21 protein-coding genes and 1 pseudogene are annotated in these 19,853 nt (G+C 39.0%); 10 read left to right on the forward strand and 12 right to left on the reverse strand.

All coding sequences use genetic code 11. From position 1 onward, the window contains the following. The 5 genes and pseudogenes from WBG45_RS16340 to WBG45_RS16360 all read right to left on the reverse strand — a co-directional run. Positions 1–158 (reverse strand): AAA family ATPase (locus WBG45_RS16340; protein ID WP_424416159.1); only part of this gene is annotated, 158 nt, incomplete at its 3' end. Continuing rightward, the gene (locus WBG45_RS16345; protein ID WP_424416143.1) at positions 155–1,342 is read right to left on the reverse strand and encodes an exonuclease SbcCD subunit D; all 1,188 of its coding nucleotides are present in this window, start codon (positions 1,340–1,342) and stop codon (positions 155–157) included. The genes WBG45_RS16340 and WBG45_RS16345, both read right to left, overlap by 4 nt. A gap of 342 nt (positions 1,343–1,684) precedes the next feature. Beyond that, positions 1,685–3,212 (reverse strand): annotated as a pseudogene (locus WBG45_RS16350) (catalase); the annotation flags it as partial. Between the two features lie 157 nt (positions 3,213–3,369). Further along, positions 3,370–3,666 (reverse strand): DUF3817 domain-containing protein, encoded by a 297-nt coding sequence (locus WBG45_RS16355; RefSeq protein WP_424416144.1) that lies wholly within the window; start codon positions 3,664–3,666, stop codon positions 3,370–3,372. Positions 3,667–3,790: 124 nt separating this feature from the next. Beyond that, positions 3,791–4,657 carry an AraC family transcriptional regulator gene (locus WBG45_RS16360; RefSeq protein ID WP_424416145.1) on the reverse strand — a complete coding sequence of 289 codons (867 nt, stop codon included), beginning with the start codon at positions 4,655–4,657 and terminating at the stop codon, positions 3,791–3,793. Between the two features lie 724 nt (positions 4,658–5,381). Here WBG45_RS16360 and WBG45_RS16365 point away from each other — a divergent pair. Further along, positions 5,382–5,711, forward strand: a complete 330-nt coding sequence (locus WBG45_RS16365; RefSeq protein WP_424416160.1) for a CHY zinc finger protein — start codon at positions 5,382–5,384, stop codon at positions 5,709–5,711. Between the two features lie 14 nt (positions 5,712–5,725). Here the strand turns inward: WBG45_RS16365 and WBG45_RS16370 are convergent, their stop codons facing one another. Next, positions 5,726–6,883, reverse strand: a complete 1,158-nt coding sequence (locus tag WBG45_RS16370) for a DUF2268 domain-containing putative Zn-dependent protease (protein ID WP_424416146.1) — start codon at positions 6,881–6,883, stop codon at positions 5,726–5,728. A 322-nt stretch (positions 6,884–7,205) separates the two neighbouring features. Between WBG45_RS16370 and WBG45_RS16375 the strand changes: the two genes are divergently transcribed. The 3 genes from WBG45_RS16375 (at position 7,206) to WBG45_RS16385 (ending at position 7,847) form a co-directional block, all read left to right on the forward strand. Further along, on the forward strand, positions 7,206–7,424 hold the full coding sequence (locus WBG45_RS16375) for a DUF1659 domain-containing protein (RefSeq protein WP_024535896.1): 219 nt from the start codon (positions 7,206–7,208) through the stop codon (positions 7,422–7,424). Positions 7,425–7,445: 21 nt separating this feature from the next. Beyond that, positions 7,446–7,655, forward strand: coding sequence for a DUF2922 domain-containing protein (locus tag WBG45_RS16380; protein ID WP_024535897.1), 210 nt, complete (start codon positions 7,446–7,448; stop codon positions 7,653–7,655). 63 nt (positions 7,656–7,718) lie between these two features. Continuing rightward, on the forward strand, positions 7,719–7,847 hold the full coding sequence (locus WBG45_RS16385; RefSeq protein ID WP_081697192.1) for a YvrJ family protein: 129 nt from the start codon (positions 7,719–7,721) through the stop codon (positions 7,845–7,847). A 49-nt stretch (positions 7,848–7,896) separates the two neighbouring features. Here WBG45_RS16385 and WBG45_RS16390 read toward each other — a convergent pair whose 3' ends face one another. Continuing rightward, entirely contained in the window at positions 7,897–8,562 is a 666-nt protein-coding gene (locus WBG45_RS16390; protein WP_424416147.1) for a GNAT family N-acetyltransferase, read from the reverse strand. A gap of 185 nt (positions 8,563–8,747) precedes the next feature. Here WBG45_RS16390 and WBG45_RS16395 point away from each other — a divergent pair, with 185 nt between their 5' ends. Next, positions 8,748–9,473, forward strand: a complete 726-nt coding sequence (locus tag WBG45_RS16395; protein ID WP_424416148.1) for a BsuPI-related putative proteinase inhibitor — start codon at positions 8,748–8,750, stop codon at positions 9,471–9,473. Positions 9,474–9,547: 74 nt separating this feature from the next. On the opposite strand, the gene WBG45_RS16400 is transcribed toward WBG45_RS16395, so the two are convergent. After that, positions 9,548–9,829, reverse strand: coding sequence for a YqhV family protein (locus WBG45_RS16400; protein WP_424416149.1), 282 nt, complete (start codon positions 9,827–9,829; stop codon positions 9,548–9,550). 500 nt (positions 9,830–10,329) lie between these two features. Next, complete coding sequence (locus WBG45_RS16405) at positions 10,330–10,692, reverse strand: rhodanese-like domain-containing protein (RefSeq protein WP_424416150.1); 363 nt, start codon at positions 10,690–10,692, stop codon at positions 10,330–10,332. Between the two features lie 345 nt (positions 10,693–11,037). On the opposite strand from WBG45_RS16405, the gene WBG45_RS16410 reads away from it, so the two are divergent. From WBG45_RS16410 to WBG45_RS16420, 3 genes are read left to right on the forward strand one after another with little or no spacing between them, the layout of a single operon-like run. Then, positions 11,038–11,820: a transporter substrate-binding domain-containing protein gene (locus tag WBG45_RS16410; RefSeq protein WP_424416151.1), complete on the forward strand. Its 783-nt coding sequence runs from the start codon at positions 11,038–11,040 to the stop codon at positions 11,818–11,820. Between the two features lie 60 nt (positions 11,821–11,880). Next, positions 11,881–12,546 carry an amino acid ABC transporter permease gene (locus WBG45_RS16415; protein WP_424416152.1) on the forward strand — a complete coding sequence of 222 codons (666 nt, stop codon included), beginning with the start codon at positions 11,881–11,883 and terminating at the stop codon, positions 12,544–12,546. Continuing rightward, entirely contained in the window at positions 12,533–13,255 is a 723-nt protein-coding gene (locus WBG45_RS16420) for an amino acid ABC transporter ATP-binding protein (RefSeq protein WP_424416153.1), read from the forward strand. The genes WBG45_RS16415 and WBG45_RS16420 overlap by 14 nt, the downstream gene beginning before the upstream one ends. Positions 13,256–13,313: 58 nt before the next feature. Here WBG45_RS16420 and aceA read toward each other — a convergent pair whose 3' ends face one another. The 3 genes from aceA to WBG45_RS16435 all read right to left on the reverse strand — a co-directional run bounded on the left by aceA (position 13,314) and on the right by WBG45_RS16435 (position 17,199). After that, complete coding sequence (aceA, locus tag WBG45_RS16425; RefSeq protein WP_424416154.1) at positions 13,314–14,621, reverse strand: isocitrate lyase; 1,308 nt, start codon at positions 14,619–14,621, stop codon at positions 13,314–13,316. A gap of 82 nt (positions 14,622–14,703) precedes the next feature. Then, complete coding sequence (locus WBG45_RS16430; RefSeq protein ID WP_424416155.1) at positions 14,704–14,862, reverse strand: hypothetical protein; 159 nt, start codon at positions 14,860–14,862, stop codon at positions 14,704–14,706. Positions 14,863–14,997: 135 nt separating this feature from the next. Further along, positions 14,998–17,199 (reverse strand): malate synthase G, encoded by a 2,202-nt coding sequence (locus WBG45_RS16435; protein ID WP_424416156.1) that lies wholly within the window; start codon positions 17,197–17,199, stop codon positions 14,998–15,000. A gap of 200 nt (positions 17,200–17,399) precedes the next feature. On the opposite strand from WBG45_RS16435, the gene WBG45_RS16440 reads away from it, so the two are divergent. Beyond that, the gene (locus WBG45_RS16440) at positions 17,400–17,903 is read left to right on the forward strand and encodes a YhcN/YlaJ family sporulation lipoprotein (protein ID WP_424416157.1); all 504 of its coding nucleotides are present in this window, start codon (positions 17,400–17,402) and stop codon (positions 17,901–17,903) included. 685 nt (positions 17,904–18,588) lie between these two features. Beyond that, positions 18,589–19,853 (forward strand): saccharopine dehydrogenase NADP-binding domain-containing protein (locus WBG45_RS16445; protein WP_424416158.1); only part of this gene is annotated, 1,265 nt, incomplete at its 3' end.

Raw genomic sequence — 19,853 nt, forward strand, 5'->3', positions numbered from 1 at the left:
TATAAGGCAAAGCAGATTCCATCAAAAATGGTTGTTTTCCCCGCCCCGGTACTACCTGATATAACAAATAACTGATTTCCCTGTAGCTCGTTAAAATCAATTACTTCTGTATGTTTATAAGGACCAAAAGCGGTCATTTTCAAGGTGATCGGTCTCATATTTTCAGCCCTTCTTTCTTACCAGGGCTTGTTATTTCCTGTTGCTCAAGTAAAAATTCTTGAAGTACTTCTTTAAAAATTTTCTCTGTTTCCTCAGATACCTGTACTCCTTTTACTTCTTCGTAGAAGGCGTTAAATAACGCTAAGTCGTCCATTTTACGTCGTGAACCTACCGTGCTTTCTTCATTGTCCTTCGTAACAGACACTAGTTTACGTTCTACATGCATCGCATTTGGATAAACAGAACGTATCTTTTCCATTGGAAATAAAATTGGCGTCTCATCCAACAGTTTTACAAACACATAGTCGTGATTCATCTCTTGAAGTAAAATGTCTTCCATTTTTCCTTCAACCGTTCGAATATCTCGATTAGGTGTGAGTAAACGCTTTTCTACACTGACGTTTCCAAGCTCGTCCATTTGAACGATATGAAATCCTTTTTGATGATGCTCTTCTGAAATTGAATATTTTAAAGGAGAGCCCGAATAGCGAACGGTCTCATTTAATACATAATGTGCTTGATGCAAATGTCCAAGTGCCGTGTAGTGAAAGTTTTTAAAATGGGAAGCACTTACATACTCAGCTCCACCAATTGCGAGTGGCCGTTCCGAATCACTCGTGTTCTCCTCTTCTTCCCCGTGAGGTGTCACAAAAGCGTGTCCCACCATCACATGTCTTTTCGAAGAATCCATTGTTGATTCTATATGTGCGACCATTTTCTTCATTGCATCATCATGCGTGCGAATTTCTTCATCTTCTAATATATGACGAACCTGCGACGGATCAGCGTAAGGCACCAAATGGAAATGAACCTCACCAAACTCATCTTGAATCACAATTGGTTCCATATCCTTCTTCAGTTGACCCCTAATATAAAGACCATTCGATTTCATCATTCGGCTACCAAAATTCAAACGACCAGGGCTATCATGGTTCCCAGAAACCGCGATGACTGGCGTTTTTAATTTCAAGACAATTGTTTCAAGTACCTCATCTAACAAATTTACCGCGTCAGTTGGTGGCACTGCTCGGTCATATAAATCCCCTGCAATAATCACTGCATCTGGTTTTTCCTCAGCAATCGCTTTAGTAAATTGTTGCAACACAAATCGCTGTTCGTCTGTCATCGAAACACCTTGAACAAGCTTTCCTAAATGCCAATCGGCAGTGTGAAATAATTTCATAATAAGCTCCTCTCGTATTCATCCGGTCCGTGTATTTTAATAGATTATATACGTATATCTTACTATTATATGATGCTAGATGAGATTTCCAAAATAAGTATAAGTATACATGATAACTTCGATGGAAGATGGAGCACACTTTTATTGCACACAAAAAAGCCACTCCTAATTTCACTGGAAACTAGAAATGGCTTATATTTGAAAAAATCCCTTTGAACGAAGGCTCAAAAAATCAATAAGGATTTGCTTCATGTCCTTGTTTTTGTGCTTGATCGGTTGCCTTATCCGCTTTATAACTACCTTTATGATTCTTTTCTTCGTTCATCATGTCGTTTTTCGCTTCGGCCAAGCCCTCTGAAAGACGGCTGCCATAATCGGCATCAGCTTTTGTACAATGTTCAATCATTTTTTCTTGAATTTGAGGTTGGCAAATTTTCAGAGCATCCACCAGATTACTAATGAGTTCCGTTTTTTCCCACTCTTCAAAGCTACGGTACGTGTCCCCTGCTTGTCCGAAATTATTGGTTCGATCAATGGCTTGTCGAACTAGCTTATCATTATATTGCGGTTGATATTCCGTTCCAAGTTGCTTCGCTTCTTTTAGTCCATTCAACGTGGAAGGCTCATAGTTGATGTGGGGGTTTTGGCCGGGAGCAACATTCACTTCATAAACCATCTGCCCATCTCGCTGATTCGTTGCTACACGTTTTTTAGGTGCATTAATGGGTAATTGTAAATAGTTAGTTCCCACTCTGTATCGTTGCGTATCCGAATAAGAGAATGTACGACCTTGCAACATCTTGTCGTCTGAGAAATCTAAGCCATCAACAAGTACGCCTGTGCCAAAGGCAACTTGTTCAGTCTCTAGAAAGAAATTCTCGGGATTTCTATTCAACACCATCTTCCCTACTGGAAGAAATGGGAATTGTTCTTTTGGCCATAATTTCGTATCATCAAGTGGGTCAAAATCAAGCTCTGGATGATCGTCATCACTTAGAATTTGAACGAATAATTCCCACTCCGGATAATCACCTTTTTCAATTGCTTCATACAAATCTTGTGTGGCATGACCAGTATTTTTCGCTTGAATTTCTTCAGCTTCACGCTGTGTAAGATTTTTTATCTTTTGTTTAGGTTCCCAGTGATATTTAATTAACACTGCTTGCCCGACTTGATTCACCCATTTATAAGTATTCACACCTGAACCTTGCATTTGTCGATAATTAGCAGGAATTCCCCATGGTGAAAATAGAAATGTAATCATATGGGTGGATTCAGGAGACTGGGACACGAAGTCAAACATGCGCTCGGGATCTGTAACATTTGAAACTGGATCCGGTTTAAACGCATGAATCATATCCGGAAATTTTAAAGGGTCACGAATAAAAAAGATTTTTAAATTGTTCCCGACCAAATCCCAGTTCCCATCTTCCGTATAAAATTTCACCGCAAAGCCACGAGGGTCACGAGCAGTTTCCGAAGATTCTTTACCACCTGCTACGGTTGAGAATCTTGCGAACACAGGTGTTTGCTTGCCCGCTTCTTGAAATACTTTTGCTCGTGTATATATACTAACCGGCTCATCTCCAACTTTGCCATAGGTTTCAAAATAACCATGTGCCCCTGCTCCTCTTGCATGAACAACCCGTTCCGGAATTCGCTCTCGATCAAAATGAGACATTTTTTCGATAAAGTCATAGTTCTCTATCGTTACAGGTCCACGATTTCCAACCGTTCTTACATTTTGATTATCTGTAACTGGATGCCCTTGTCGATTAGTTAAACTATCTAATGATTCTCCAGTACCAGTTTTATTGTTTATAGAGTTAGAAGAACCTTTAGAATCTTTCTCCTTGTTATGGTTTGTCATTATCCATCCTCCTCTTTAGTGCTTTCTATCGACATTCTATATTTTGTCCAACTTAGGAAGAATTTAACGGCAGAAAAAGTAGGTAATGACAGACGCGTATTAAAGAAAAATCCAAAAGAATAAAAAAACACCCGTAGGAAATGAATTCCTAAGGTGTTTAAACTGTTTCTACTTTATCAAGTTTTCGATCAAAAATGATATTGCCAAATGGAATGAAAGCAACGATCACAGCAATGACGCTATAGACAAACGGCCATCTTACGACAAAAGTCATATATGCAATCATTAGGCAGTAACTGACAAATAGGAACCCATGAATCGAACCAACGACACTGACTGCTTCTGGCATTCCAAAGAAATATTTTAATGGCATGGCCAGGAATAACAAGATTAATAGTGAGCTTCCTTCCAATAATCCCATGAATCGAAACCGCTTAAGTGGCTTTTCAGACATTATAACCCCTCCTACTTTCTACACTTTTCATTATAGAGAGCCGAAAGGTATGATGTACAGTCAAACAGTCAGGTTTGGAAGCTATTAGTCACATTGCCTTCAAGGATTTGTCACAGTTTGCCGTCTACTTTTTTTCGACAGGTATCCAAATCTCTGAATAATAATCGGCCTTTCTAGCATCATCATTCGAATATACTTCCATTTCAGCCGATCCGCTTGGACGATAAGAACTCGAAGGGAACCATTCGCTGTAGATTTTCTCCCACATCGATTGAATCGCTTGTGGCATCGGTCCCACTACTTCAAAGATAGCATAAGTCGCTGACGGAATCTCCAAACGTTGATACCGTTCAGGTACCTCGTTTCCTTCATAAGCCGCAGCAATCCAATACTCCATGGTGCTTGTTGCTGTATCCATCATGCGACAGACCCCAAGCATCCCTTTCACTTCGCCATTATTCAACTTAGTCAGTTCATCATTTACTCCGTTTTGATGAACTTCTTGCCACATCTTTGGAATCTCGCGTGTATTTTCTCCATTCACACACGAGAATTCTCTTTTCACACCAATAATCGGAAAAGCCTCTTTTTCTTCAATTCGCACCTTCATTGGTAACGCCCCTTTCAATTGTACAGAGATGACCAAACGATTGTAGGAAGTGAATCCTTTGTTCGAAGAACGCACTTCGGAAGGAGACATCCCATGCTGTCTTTTGAATGCCTTCGCAAAAGCTTCCGGTGTCTCATAGCCGAATTTCAATGCTACATCGATTACTCGGACATCCGTCAAAGCGAGTTCCTGTGCAGCCAGTGTCAACCGACGGCGACGCACATACTCCATCACACTCATGTCCGTCAGAACCAGAAATATCCGTTGAAAATGAAATACAGATACGTTGGCCTCTGCTGCTGCATCCTCCATTTTAAATGCAGATGCTAAATGATTCTCCAAATAGTCGATTGAGCGTTGCAGTGCATCGATCCAGCTCATTCCATCACCTCGTATTTCCACTGTACTTCTATTTCGACATGGAGTCCTGTCTTTTCCTGCTCGTTGCGGACAGACGGGTGGTTTTTGTTGCGGTGAGCGGACGCTCAGTCTGACTTTTTGAAGTTGACGTCTGAAAAATAGCGATTTACGTCTGACTTTTTGCCATCGACGTCTGAGAACCTATTACAGTTCCTGCTATGCTAACAGAAACGGCTGCCAGTCTCTTCGGCAGCCCAATTATAAAGTCTTTCTATCACTATCATTCAAGACTTGCCCCACTCGCTATGCTCTGTGGGTGTTTCTGTTAGTAATTCGTTATCTCAGTCTGACTTTTTAGAGTTCACGTCTGACTTTTTGACGTTGACGTCTGAAAAATAGCGATTCACGTCTGACTTTTCGGTGTTTACGTCTGAAAAACCCGTTCCTCCGATGCTAACAGAAACGGCTGCCAGTCTCTTCGGCAGCCCTATCATAGAGTTTCTCAATCACTACCATTTAAGACTTGACCCACTCGCTATGCTTTGTGGGTGTTTCTGTTAGTGATTCGTATCTCAGTCTGACTTTTTAGTGTTCACGTCTGACTTTTCGGCGTTGACGTCTGAAAAATAACGATTCACGTCTGACTTTTTAGCGTTCACGTCTGAAAAACCTATTAAGGTGATGTGACACTTTGTTCAAATTATGGTTAAATGACATCAACAGCGATAAAAAAGGAGAATACCCGATGCTAATTCATGGGCACGAAGTAAAAGGAAACGACATAGATCAAGAAACACGATGTCTGCATTACCACTCAGAAATCGACAGGATAGCCATCAAGTTTTACTGTTGCAATACCTATTACCCTTGCTTTTCTTGTCATGAAGAAGTCGGCTGCAACACACCAAAAGTTTGGCCAAAGAACCTATTTCATAAAAAAGCAGTGTTGTGTGGATCTTGTGGACACGAATTGACGATACATGAATACCTGACTTGCCAATCCACTTGCCCTTGCTGCCATAGTGCATTTAATCCGGGATGCAACCTTCACAAACATCTGTATTTTGAGGTGTAATGGCACATTCAAATTCAATTGATTTTCAGCAGTGCTTCTTGCTCAGATAAAAACTGTTCGAATGCTTCTACATTCCAGTCATTTCTCCTTGCGGACTTTACAGCTTCTTTTGCATAGGCCAGTGATTTTTCTTTATCAACATGGATGGCAACTTCTGATAAATGTCTATAAATAGTGGGATCGAAATGATATAAGAGGTTTTTTTCTAATATTTGCAAGGCTTCTGAATATCTTTCTTGATTCACATACATATTTCCTAAATACGCATTTAAAAGGGAAGCTTCGTTAAAATATTCACCTCTCTCTTCCATATATAAAAGCATTTGTTTTTCCGCTTCTGCTTCATCTACTTGCATCAAATTCTCAAACTCTTTGATTTTCTCCAAATTGGTCACGAACATTTCATGATATGTATCTAAATCTAGTGAAGTTAATTTGGTAAATGCACGTGTGAAATCTTTTTCTTTTTTCGTCTCCTTTACGAGATCTGTGATGATTTTTTCATCATGTTGGTAAATCAAATATTCTATTGCGTATAACATTTGGAGATAATTATCCCCCGTGTAACCTATGGATCCTCCATCTGTTTTTAGTTGCTTCATCTCCATTAATGGCTTTACTTCTGATATTTGTTCTATGTGCTCAGGAAATATACGTTGCGCAAAGGACATCGCTACCCCTTCATGGACCCAAGTTGGAATGTCATCTCTATCTACTTCGAGACTCTCTACATATTTCACGAAATAAAAATGGGCAAATTCATGACTAAAAAGATTCTCCAATTCTGTATTCGTATAATTCTTATTCAAATGTATCATTTCAAACATTTCCAAATAGAGGCCACCCTCGTCATGTTCAGCGTCTGTCTCCTTATATTCATTAGACAAGTAAATATCTAAATCCGCTTTAGCCAATTCCACTTCAGATTGATTAAACCAACGTTCTTGTTGTGTTGTAATCTTTGGTAGCGTATCTTCCAATCTTTTCACAAGTGCTTCGTCACCCTTTTGATAATGTATCTTAAAGAAACCCATATCTTTTTCCATATTAGTATCAAAATAAATACTCAACAAAGTATCTTTATTGTGTTTAACCAACACCCATCCACTCACTAACAAGATGGCTAGAACACTTAACGTAATCCCCGTAATCCAAATAATCTTCTTTAACATATTCTCCTCCTTCAAAAACATTGCCCATCACCCTAATAGCCTCTATCTTTTTTATTTCTTACGTTCTTCCTAATTTCAAAAAAAGAAACAAGTTACTCATTGTCTATTTCTTCAACCCTTACATGCAGCGGATTGTCAAAATGCACATAATTGCCTCAACTATTCATCTCACATACCGTAAAAACACAGACACTTTTTTCCTTATTTTACCTTACAGCGTTGAATTAATCCTTATTAATTTGAAAAATCTGTTATATGTTCCTTGAACTGTCCACTTTCCCACACCCCCTCTCTATATAAGAAATGAAAGGAGGTGGTAAACATGGCAATCATCGACTTTAAACAAGCAGTAGTTCGATTGACGTTTGATGCAGGTTTGACACTTGACGGTAAGGTGATTAAGAAATCTTCAACGTATCGAAACGTAAAACAAAGTGCAACTGGGGATCAGTTGTGGGATGTCGTAAGTATTTTGTCTGGATTCTCTTCCCGACCTATACTTGCTGCTGAAAAGATTGAAAATGGAAACATCCAAAACTAATTAGAAAGGGGGAAATGAACAATGGCAAAAGTATTAGAAATGCTGTTTGATACAGCTCAAGGTAAAAAGTACACAATTTCTGTGGATGAGCCACGCGCTGACTTGACTGGTCCTGAAGTTGAAACTGGCATGCAAGCTTTACTCGCTAGCAACGCCTTCTCAGTAGACGGTGCGAATCTCGTCTCTGCTTACCAAGCTCGTATTGTCGAACGTACTGTAACTGAATTATAAGAAGAAAAATGGCTGCCACAAGTTATCTTGTGCGCAGCCATTTTTGGAAAGGAGGAACCACTAATGAACGAGTGGCTTACAGTAATCCAAGAAGTAGGATTTCCGATATTCGTGTCATTCTATTTAATGCACCGCGTCGAAACGAAACTTCAAATGATTCACGAAGCCTTAATTTCGTTGAAGACCACCTAGCAAAACGGACCTTTCCCATGCGGGAAGGTCCTTTTTCGTAGCACAATTTTCACGCCTTAAACGGATTTCTCCATTCCATCAACAACCCATAATTTAAAGACTCTTCATCCTCCAAATAATTCGGTACCAACGCGACAGGTGTTCGACCGCATCGCAGTAAAAATGAAATGACCGGATCCCGCACCTCTCCCGCTACGACTGCTTCCACATAACTTTCTGGCGAATGCACGTCAGCATGCCGTTGATATCCAGACATTCGTCCACCACCTAGCACACGTTCCAACCGATCTTCAATCACTCGCTCATACATCGACTGCATCAAAAGTTTCCCAAGATCTAACTTACGAAAAGCAGGCTTCACGCTAATATCGACTATATATAAAGTTCTACCCTCTGGCCGGTGCGTTCGAATATATCCTGAATCCGTTACCTCTTCCCATGTGTGTAGAGGCTTTTCTGAATCAAAATCCACCAACAAACCCGTAATTGACCCAGCAAGCTCACCATTTATCTCAACACAAATTGCACCTTGTGGATAGATCTCCACATGACTCATCAGCTGTTCCCTATTCCACCATAACTCGGACGGAAAAGGTGGAGGAAAACTTTCTCGTTGAATCTCAATCAAGCCCTCGAAATCATCCACCCCGTAATTCCGCACAATTGCTAGAACCGGCTTACCTTCCTGAAAAACATATTGAGATTTTTGATACATCGGCTCCACTCCTTTTATATAGCTAGACTCTCGCTTTTTTCAAACTAAAGAAGCATCCTCTTCTTTTAAATCAAACGCGGCTGAAGATGCAATTTCAGCCGCCATTTCCATAATTTATTGGATTTAAGTGTAACTCTTCTTTACTTTGAACAGTCTAATTATTATAAATGAAGGGTGGTCTACAGATGAAAAAAATAATGAAAGTACTATCGACAACAGTTATCGCCATCGCTTTAGCAGGATGCGGAACAGCAGCAAACACAAATAAAGATAAAGATACCAACACAGGCTCAGAAAATGAAAACAGCGGAATTGTAGCTGGCTCGATTGTTCCGAGTCTTACGGAAGAAGTAAAAGATGGAAATCATCAATATGTATTTCAACTTAAAAATGACAAAGTAGAAGATGTTACCTTGACGATGAATAGTTCCATGTTTTTCGATTATCAACTAATTAATAGCGATGGTACGGTTGTTTATCAAGATTCAAAAAACAAGATGTACACACAAATGTTGCAGGAAAAAACACTTAAACCAGGTGAAGTCTTAGAGATGAAAATTGATGCAACAGAAGGACTTGCTAAATTACCTGCAGGAACTTATACGCTTGAGGCGTGGTCAACTGCCAATGAAGCTGAAGATTGGAAGGCATCAACAGAAGTGACTTGGGGCGGAGCTGCAACGAACTCAACAAACGAGAAATTAAAAGTTGAGGAAGCTACTGTTACCTATGTAGGACGACAAGATCTTAACTCGATTGAAGTCACAAATGAACAAAATGAACCAGAGGCCATGAGATTAGCTGACGTAGCGAAACCATTTTTTGACGAGTTAGCCGAAGGAACCAAAATCACTGTTTCTTACGTCATCATCGACGGGCAAAAAGTCATTCAATCAGCGATAAGCGAATAAAATGTATAAACGATGCATAAAAAAAGGGCCAATCAGCTAATTAAGCTTGATTTGGTCCTTTTCCTTATATAGATTCAATTTATTCTCATGCTAACTAGAATGAGGACGATGCCACTAAAGAGACAAATCATTCTTGTTAATGAGATTTTTTCAGCGAGACCAATCATTCCGATTCCCGTTGTTGCAATTAATATAAAAGGACCCACTAAGGCAAGTAATGTATTGATATAAAAAGCTTTTTCTAAATCGTTAAACTTCAGCATTAACATTGCTGCTGTAACCTCGATACTTCCTCCGATTAGCCTAAACATAATCATAAAAAGAAGTGCCTTTTCAATATTAAATACTACGATCATCCTTTACCTATTATTTGATATCTATCTAACTGATAAGCTTGTCTCTTTCTTCAGTGTATGTATGCATATCTAGTTATATCAGCAGTTAATCAACACAAAAGTTTCAATGTGTGTTTTTGGAGAGGAAAAAGTGTCCATCTCCAGGCGAATGGACGAAAACATCATTTGAGTGGACGGAATTCATTTTGAATGGACGGAAAAGTAAATTGAGTGGACAGAAACACTTAGCGAATGGACGGAAACACCATTTGAGTGGACAGAAAATGTTTATCAATTCAATCCATGCTTTGATAAAAGTTTTATTACTCTTGGAGCTCGATTTATTCCGCTTCATTTACTCTTTAATCAGCTTCAGACTCTCTCTATTCCGCTTCACTTGATGTTTATTCCATTACAACCACACTTTATTCCACTTCAATCATTTATCTCCTAATTAATAGAATAAAAAGCAGCATTCTTAGTAAAAATAGACTGCTGTCTTTAACAATTTCCCCAATGCTTTACTCAATCTCTCCTGCCCATGAAGACATACCTTCGGACACATTGACTACCTTGTATTTTTCTTCAGATAATAAGTCACTTGCTTGTTTTGAGCGATTTCCACTTTGGCAAATGACGATGTATTTCCCGTCAGTATCCAATCCTTCAAAATTGCCTTGTTGTAAGTCGGATAGCGGCTTGTTAGATGCGCCTGGAATATGTCCTGCATCAAATTCGGAAGGCTCGCGTACATCCAGGACCGTATACCCTTCTTCCATCTTCTTCTGTATACCATCTATAGCTATTGTTTCATATCCTTCTTGTGATCCACATGCAGCTAGCACTAACATAACGACAGCAATTAATCCCATTAACTTTTTCATACTCCACTCCCACTTTCCATTCTTTATATTTGTTTTGCATTAACATCCCATCTTTACTCACTATACCCCTTAGGGTTTAAAAATAATATTAATTTGTTTACATGTATAAAATACATAGACGTGTAAACTTGCATAAACATTCATATAACCCTCACAAAAGAAAAGCTATCTCTTTAATTACTACATCTTCTACTTTCACAAAGCCTTTCATATGTAAATGAAAACAAAAATATTCAGAAAAATACAACATTTATATTTTTGCATAAAAATGCTTCACACCTTATAAATATCATGATACACTCCTTTTAACGAATATTAATACACAAATAGGAGGAAATATACATTATGAAAAAATGGAATTTAATTGGCTCTCTAGCTTTAGGAACAATGTTACTTGCTGCATGTGGAGATGACTCAGCGAAAAACACAGAAAAAGAAACTGGTGAATCTGGTGACAAAAAAATGTTAGAAATGGCTACGTCAGCAGATTTCCCGCCTTTTGAATCAAGAAACACAGCTGGTGAATTTGAAGGTTTTGATATTGACTTAGCCAACTATATTGCTGATGAGTTAGGGTATGAACTTAAAATTCAAGACATGAAGTTTGATGGATTGATTGGCGCATTGCAAAATGATCGTGTTGATATGGTTCTTTCCGGGATGTCAGCTACGGATAAACGTAAAGAAAACGTCGACTTCTCAACTGAATATAACCACTCTGGGGAAATGTTCATTACATTAAAAGATTCAAAACTTCAATCAATTGAAGATTTAAAAGGTACAACGCTTGGCGTTCAACTTGGAACTATCCAAGAAGACGGTGCTAAAAAAATCAAAGCAGACACAGTTGATTTTGAAATCAAAGCTGTTGATAACGCGAACGTTTTAATCCAAGAGTTAATGTCTAACCGCATTGATGCTGCTTATATGGATAAAGCCGTAGCACAAGGATATATTGCTGAACAAGATCTTGCCGGATTTGATGATCCGACTTCTAGCTCTCCTGGAATGGGTATCGCATTCCCTAAAGGCAGTGATTTAGTTGAAGAGGTAAACGCTGTCCTGAAAGAAGCAGAAGAAAGTGGAAAACTTCAAGAACTGAAAGACAAGTGGTTAACGGAAGAATAGGAAGCCACACGTTTTCCGTTTGAATGACTGTGAATATTAAAATGAAATGAGGTGTAAGGCATGAATTTAGACTTTGGTCAAATCACGCCTTATATTCCTTTTATGTTAGAAGGAATTTGGGTAACGTTAAAATTTGTTGGAGTTGCATTAATCGTTGGATTTATTCTAGGAACGCTTTTGGCCTTATGTAAAATCGGTAAAATTAAAGTTTTAAATTGGTTTGCTATTGCTTATACTTCCATTTTTCGTGGAACGCCATTAATTCTTCAGTTAATGACATTCTACTTTGCCATCCCTCAGCTGACCGGCTATGATATATCACCATTCTTATCAGCGGTTCTGGCTTTTGGTTTGAATTCAGCAGCGTATATTTCTGAAATTATTCGCGCTGGAATTCAAGCTGTGGATAAAGGACAAACGGAAGCTGCTATGGCATTAGGTGTTCCTTATAGACAAATGATGAAAGACATCATTTTACCGCAAGCTTTGAAAAATATTCTCCCAGCACTTATGAATGAAATCATTACACTAACAAAAGAGTCCGCACTTGTTTCTACCATCTCCGTGTTAGATTTAATGCGTCGTGCACAAGTGGTTGGTGCAGATATATATCGAAATTTTGAACCATTACTTTTCGTCGGTTTGATTTACTGGGTTATGGTCTTTGGTCTTTCAACGATTGGAAAAGTGCTTGAAAGGAGGTTGAAGGTTAGTGATCAAAGTTGATAACCTCACCAAGAAATTCGGCAACAACGAAGTATTACGTAATATTTCTACATCCATTGCCAAAGGTGAAGTCGTTTCTATCATTGGTCCTTCAGGCTCTGGAAAATCAACGTTTCTCCGTTGCATGAATATGTTGGAAACACCAACGTCAGGCAAGATTGTGTTTGACCAACAGGACTTAACTGATTCAAAAACACCCGTTAACAAAATACGTCAACGTATAGGAATGGTGTTTCAACATTTTCATCTGTTCCCTCATTTAACAGTTCTTGAAAACTTAACTTACGCTCCATTGAAAGCAAAAGGTGTAAATAAACAACTTGCTCAGGAAAAAGCTCGTGAATTACTAAAAAGAGTTGGCTTATCTGAGAAAGAAACAGCTTATCCAAACAGTTTATCTGGAGGTCAAAAGCAACGTGTCGCTATTGCTCGTGCACTTGCGATGGAACCCGAACTCATGCTGTTTGACGAACCAACTTCTGCCTTGGATCCTGAGATGGTAAAAGAGGTTTTGGACGTCATGAAAGATCTTGCAAAATCAGGTATGACAATGGTAGTGGTTACTCACGAAATGGGCTTTGCTCGTGAAGTCGCAGACCGCATCCTCTTTCTTGATCACGGTGTATTACTAGAAGAAGGCATACCATCTGAATTCTTTAGCCAACCTAAAACAGCAAGAGCAAAAGACTTTTTGGATAAGATATTGTAATTCCAAAACAAACCCAGTGGCTAAGTGCCACTGGGTTTTCTCATAGTCTAATTTAATTTCAACCTGCTTCTGCGGCAGGTACTTCCTCATTTTGAAACTGTTCTGCTTCCGTTGATCCTGATAAGGCTGTTGTAGAGGATGTTCCACCTGAAATAACGAGTGAAACGGCATCAAAGTAACCCGTTCCAACCTCACGCTGATGGCGAGTTGCTGTGTAACCATCATGTTCTGCCGCGAACTCAGCTTCCTGCAACTCAGAATAAGCAGACATGCCTCTCTCTTTATAACCTTTTGCAAGTTCGAACATCCCGTAGTTTAGTACATGGAACCCTGCGAGTGTAACGAACTGGAATTTGTACCCCATCTTCCCGAGCTCTTGCTGGAAGCTTGCTATCGTTTTTTCATCCAGTTTCTTTTTCCAATTGAATGATGGAGAACAGTTATATGCAAGTAGTTTACCAGGGAATTTCTCGTGAATGGCTTCCGCAAACTTCCGAGCTTCTTCAATATTAGGCTCAGACGTTTCACACCAAATCAAATCTGCATATGGTGCATACGCAAGTCCTCTAGCTATCGCTTGATCGATTCCATCATTCGTATAATAAAAACCTTCCGGCGTCCGCTCACCCGTAATAAATTGATGATCATACGGATCCACATCGCTCGTGATTAAATTTGCTGCATTTGCATCAGTACGAGCAATTATTACAGTAGGTACTCCCATAACATCAGCCGCTAAACGTGCAGCAAGTAGATTACGTACAGCAGTTTGCGTAGGTAGCAATACTTTACCACCTAAGTGACCACATTTCTTTTCTGAGGAAAGTTGGTCTTCTAAATGCACACCTCCTGCTCCCGCTTCAATCATTGCTTTGGTTAATTCAAATACATTAAGTGTTCCACCAAACCCAGCTTCCATATCCGCTACAATGGGGGCGTACCAATATGTATCGCCCTTACCTTCTGCTTGCTGAATTTGATCAGCACGTTGCAACGTTTGATTAATTCTTTTCACCACTTGAGGTACGCTATTGCTTGGATAAAGACTTTGGTCTGGGTACATATGTCCTGAGAGATTAGCATCAGCAGCTACTTGCCAACCACTTAAGTAAATCGCTTTTAAACCTGCTTTTACTTGTTGCATCGCTTGATTTCCTGTTAGTGCGCCCAGTGCATTGACATAGTCTTCTGTATTCACAAGATGCCACAGTCTGTTTGCACCTAAAGTAGCAAGTGTTTGTTCAACTACGATTGACCCTCTTAATTTAATAACATCTTCAGCTGAATATGGTCGTTCTACACCTTTCCAACGATCTTCTCTCCAACTTTTTGCTAATACTTCCGCTTGCTGATTACGATTTATCATTTTATAATTTCCCTCTTTCTCTAATTGATATAATACATATCTAATTTAATTAACTGTTATATAACAGTGATATCAAAAAAATTTAATCGATATCTGCACAGCACTGGATGCACTCCTTAAAACTAGCAAAATCTTGACCGCATGTAAGGCATGTATTAAGTAGTCTTATTTCATTCTTTGAACTTAAAAATACGCCTTGAGAATCTTCGTTTGAATGGAATTCTCTTTGTTGTTCCTGCATGTAAATCCCTCCAATTTTTATGTTTTTTATTAAGCTACGTTAAACATTTTTTTGCCGCAAGAGCTTTAAACGTGAGACCAACAAGTATGTGGATTTTCTACTTATTGGCTTCTGTGAAACGTGTTCCTAGCCAGTTTAATCAACCGTATTATTAAACGGTTCCTTTTTTGAAGTCTTTTTCGCATACAAACGATTCTTGTACTCTTGACGACGCCGATGCAAAATAGGCTCAGTGTATCCATTAGGCTGGTTTTTTCCTTGAAAAATAAGTTCACAAGCTGCTTGGAAAGCTATAGATTGCTCAAAATCTAACGACATCGGTTGATAAGTATGGTCCTCACTGTTTTGTTCATCTACGACTTTCGCCATTCGCTTTAACGTCTCCAGTAGTTGATGTTCTGTACATATCCCGTGATGTAGCCAATTTGTCATATGCTGACTTGAAATGCGTAGCGTCGCCCGGTCCTCCATTAACCCCACATTATGAATATCAGGAACTTTTGAACAGCCAATGCCATGTTCAACCCAACGAACCACGTAACCGAGTAGCCCTTGTGCATTATTATCTAGCTCTTGTTGGATATCACTTGCCGTCCATTCTTCCTTGGATATTGGCAATGTTAAGATATCAACACTTCTGTCTTGAGTTTCATGTTTCAGGATTTCTTGTACTTTCGATACAGAAAATTGATGATAATGAAGAGCATGCAAGGTTGCGGCTGTTGGGGACGGTACCCAAGCTGTGTTTCCTCCAGCTTTCAAATGATCCACTTTTTGCTCCATCATATCCTTCATTCGCTCCGGCATTGCCCACATGCCTTTTCCGATTTGCCCGCGACCTGGCAGACCACAATTTAGTCCTGTATCAACATTTGATTTTTCATAAGCTTGAAGCCATTTTGAATATTTCATTTCATTTTTACGAATAACAGGACCCGCCAGCATGGAAGTATGGATTTCGTCACCCGTTCGATCTAAAAAGCCTGTATTAATAAAAACGATCCGGTCTTTTACTTCTCGAATACAGTTTTCAAGATTAAGAGATGTTCTTCGTTCTTCATCCATTACCCCAATTTTTAATGTATAGCGTTCAAGTCCTAGTATGTCTTCCACACGGTTAAACAGCTCATTGGCGAATGCCACTTCAGCTGATCCATGCATCTTAGGTTTCACGATATAGACAGAACCCTTCTCAGAATTGCGAACATTTCCATTACCTAAGAGGTCATGCTTTGCGAGCAAACTTGTCATCACTGTATCAATGATTCCTTCTGGTACTTCTTGGTTATGTTGATCTAATATCATATTCGATGTCATTAAATGACCAACATTTCGTACCAGTAAAAGCGAGCGACCACGTAAAGTGAAAGTTTCACCAACTACAGTTTGATACTTTCTGTCCTCATTTAACGTTCTTACTACCTCACGTTGACCTTTTTTAAATGTTGCCTTGAGCGTTCCATTCATTAAACCTAGCCAATTTCGATAGACAATCACTTTGTCCTCTGCATCAACTGCAGTTACTGAATCCTCACAATCCATAATTGTTGATATAGCAGATTCAACTAGCAAATCTTTTACTCCCGCTTGATCAGACATGCCGATCGGATGCTGGCAATCAATTTGAATTTCTACATGTAACCCATTGTTTTGAAGGAGAATCGCAGTTGGCGAAGAGTGGTCTCCAGTGAATCCAATAAATTTGGATGGCTCACGCAATACACTTTTCTTGTTTCCTTGAACAATAACCAGTTGATTTTGTTCAATTCGATATTCTGTTACAAGGGCATGCGAGCCCTGTTCTAATGGGGCAATTCGATCTAAAAACTGTCGAGCATACTCAACAACCTTGTTTCCTCTATGCGGATTGTAAGTAGTTCCTCTTTCGGCACCATGTTGTTCTCCAATTACATCTGTTCCATAAAGTGCATCATATAGACTTCCCCATCGTGCATTTGCTGCATTAATTGCATAACGAGCATTATTGACGGGTACGACTAACTGTGGACCTGCTTGGATAGCAACTTCATCATCTACGTTTGAAGTAGTAATGGCAAAGGGTTCCGATGTTGGTTCCCAGTAGTCAATGTCTTTTAAAAACGTTTCATACTCCACTCTATTTTCTGACCAGTCATTATGCTCATGCCATTGATCAATCTTTTCTTGAAGTTGATCTCTACGACTTAGCAAGTCTCTGTTTTTTGGAACCATATCTGAAAGCAGCTGACTGAAGCCTTTCCAAAAATCCTCACTTGAAACATCACTACCTGGTAAAGCTTCGTCCTCAACAAATTGATACAGTTCATTGGCAATTTTCAACCCGTTGCGTTCAATCACTTAATCGCCCCTTTATTGTTATATAACAGTTATTATATTTTATATTGTATTAGAACACAATATCCTTTGTGTAGGTTTTTTAATACGAATTTTTTGAAACATCAGGTACTCATTATTAATAAACCTCTCTTAATGAGAATAAAAAAAGGAGTAAAGTCCATGCTAAATTAATCAGAAAAAATTAGGAGGGCTGAAAAACAATGAAAAAAGTATGGATGTTACTATTAGCTATGCTTCTTAGTATTGCATTAATGGGATGTGGCGATAGAGAAGAGAGTAATACCGCTACGAACACCGAGAATACTGGCGAAGTAGAAGAAAATGATGCTGACACAGCAAAGAATGAAGAGAATTTAGAACTTGCCGATGAAGCTTCAGATAAAATTAATGAATTAGAAGAAGTAGATAACTCTACTGTTATCATTACAGAGAACAATGCCTATGTAGCAGTTGTCTTAAACAAAAACGCGGATGGTTCCGAAATAGCAGAGGGTTCAGAAGAGCTTGAACAAATTGAAGAGAAGATTGGTGAACAAGTTCGAGAGACAAACGCTACTGTTGAAAATGTCTTTGTTTCTGTAAATCCCGACTTCGTCAGTCGCATGAACGAATATCGTGACAAGTTTGAACAAGGTGAACCTGTTGAAGGCTTATTTGAAGAATTTGGCGAACTTACTCAACGTGTATTCCCAGACGCTAAATAACTAAGTTGAAAATCTTATAAAGTTAAAGGGGCTGTCTAATAAGTCCCTAAAATAAAACAGGTGAAGAAAAACGAGTCATTTTTCTTCACCTGTTTTTATGTTTTCACTTTTTTCCTTGAAAGTAGCTGGCGGATGCCAGCTACTTTCAAGAGGTTGTGTGCTAATGCCACAATCCCAAATTCGGTGGGGACCTTTCGAGGCCCCGCAATAAAAATCTGTGGTAACTTTCGTTTCACAAGATAGGCCGATTTTTTGTATTTTTTTTATAGCTAGGTTGTATATACCCGTTGCTTTAGTGGCAGGCGGCGGGAAAAGCTTGTGCTCCTGCGGTTACTCGTCGCAAAGATATTGGACGAATGACAGTTCGTCCAATATCTTTCCTGCGGGATCAGCGGGACAGGTGAGACCCGCAGGAAATGAGTTGTGTAAAAGCAATTTTGCACAACTCATTTGCGACGAAGCTAGCGAAGCGATGCAGGAGCACAGGTTTTTATAGCGACGAGGAGGCTCACCGCCCGCCCCGCGGAACGCGTCCGCATGGAACTGAAATCGACCGTGTCATTTTTATATTAAGAAAGGGCTGCCCCTTTGTGTTTCTTATATTAAAAATTCATTTTTGATAAACTACCTATAGCTTTCCTCTTTTATTCCATAGATTATGTATAAAACTAAAAGGGGTTTTGTAATGAATCAAAATAAAACTATCATATCCATACTGGGTAGTGCAGGTGGTGTGGCGAATGGTATTCTATCTATCTTAAACAATTCCGCACAGGATGAGAAAGATCCGATTTATCACGAAGTGAAAGATTGCATCATACATTTAATCGACAATCAACAGAAAGACGAATCTATCTACTCTTTATCTTATCCACATTTAAAAGGTAAATTTATTACCCATGAATTTGATTTAAAAGACACTGCGCAATTTACTAATCATCTTATAAAAACTCAAACCTCGATCGTCATCGATCTTTCATGGGCAGATACAATCGAGATGATTCACTGTTGTGATCAGCTTGGCGTCAGCTATGTCAATACAGCATTAGAGAATACGATGATTGACGAAAATGAAGAGCTTTATGAAGGATTTGGCTTATTAGAAAGGTTAAGACAACTGGAAAAACATAAAGACAAAATTTTAAATTCAAAAGCTATTATCGGGTCGGGAATGAATCCAGGTGTCGTTCAATGGATGGCTCTTGAACTATTAAAGACATATTCAACAGAAAATCAACCAATTGGATGTTATATCGTAGAGCATGACAACTCGTTTTATAAGAATAAGCAATTTGCTAAGAAGAACGTTATCTACACCACATGGGCACCTGAATGTTTCCTGGACGAAGCTATACTGGGCTTACCAATGTTTATGAAGCACAAAAACCCCCTCTTTTTTTATGAAAAAGTCTATGATCTTGAATTTAAGGTAACGTTAGGTGACATACAATTTCATGGTTGTTTAATGGCCCATGAAGAAGTTTATACGCTATGCAAACTATTTGATATGGAAGGCGGATTTTTGTACAAGGTAAATGATCATACAACTAAGCTGATCCGAGCAAATATAGATGATTTGGATAAATTGTGGGATTTTGAGATGAAGGTGCTAGACCCGCAAGATGCGGCTTTGGATGGGGAGGATTTAGTAGGTGTCCTACTCGTATATTCAGACAAAGAACGATATATGTATAACGTGTTGAGCAATGAAGCCATATTTTCTAAATACAAAACAAATGCCACTTATTTCCAAGTAGCTTGTGGGGTATATGCATCACTTTCCGTTCTGCTCTTAGATCAATTACCAAAAGGGGCTTATTATGTCGATGAACTGTTGTTGAAAACAGAAAACCACTATGGAAATTATTTAACATACTATATGACTGATTTTATCACTGGAGAAAATGAACAGACAGATGGCTTGTTGCATAATCGTATTCGAAATTATCG

This window comes from Paenisporosarcina sp. (genome assembly GCF_049671445.1).
Classification (GTDB): Bacteria; Bacillota; Bacilli; order Bacillales_A; family Planococcaceae; genus Paenisporosarcina.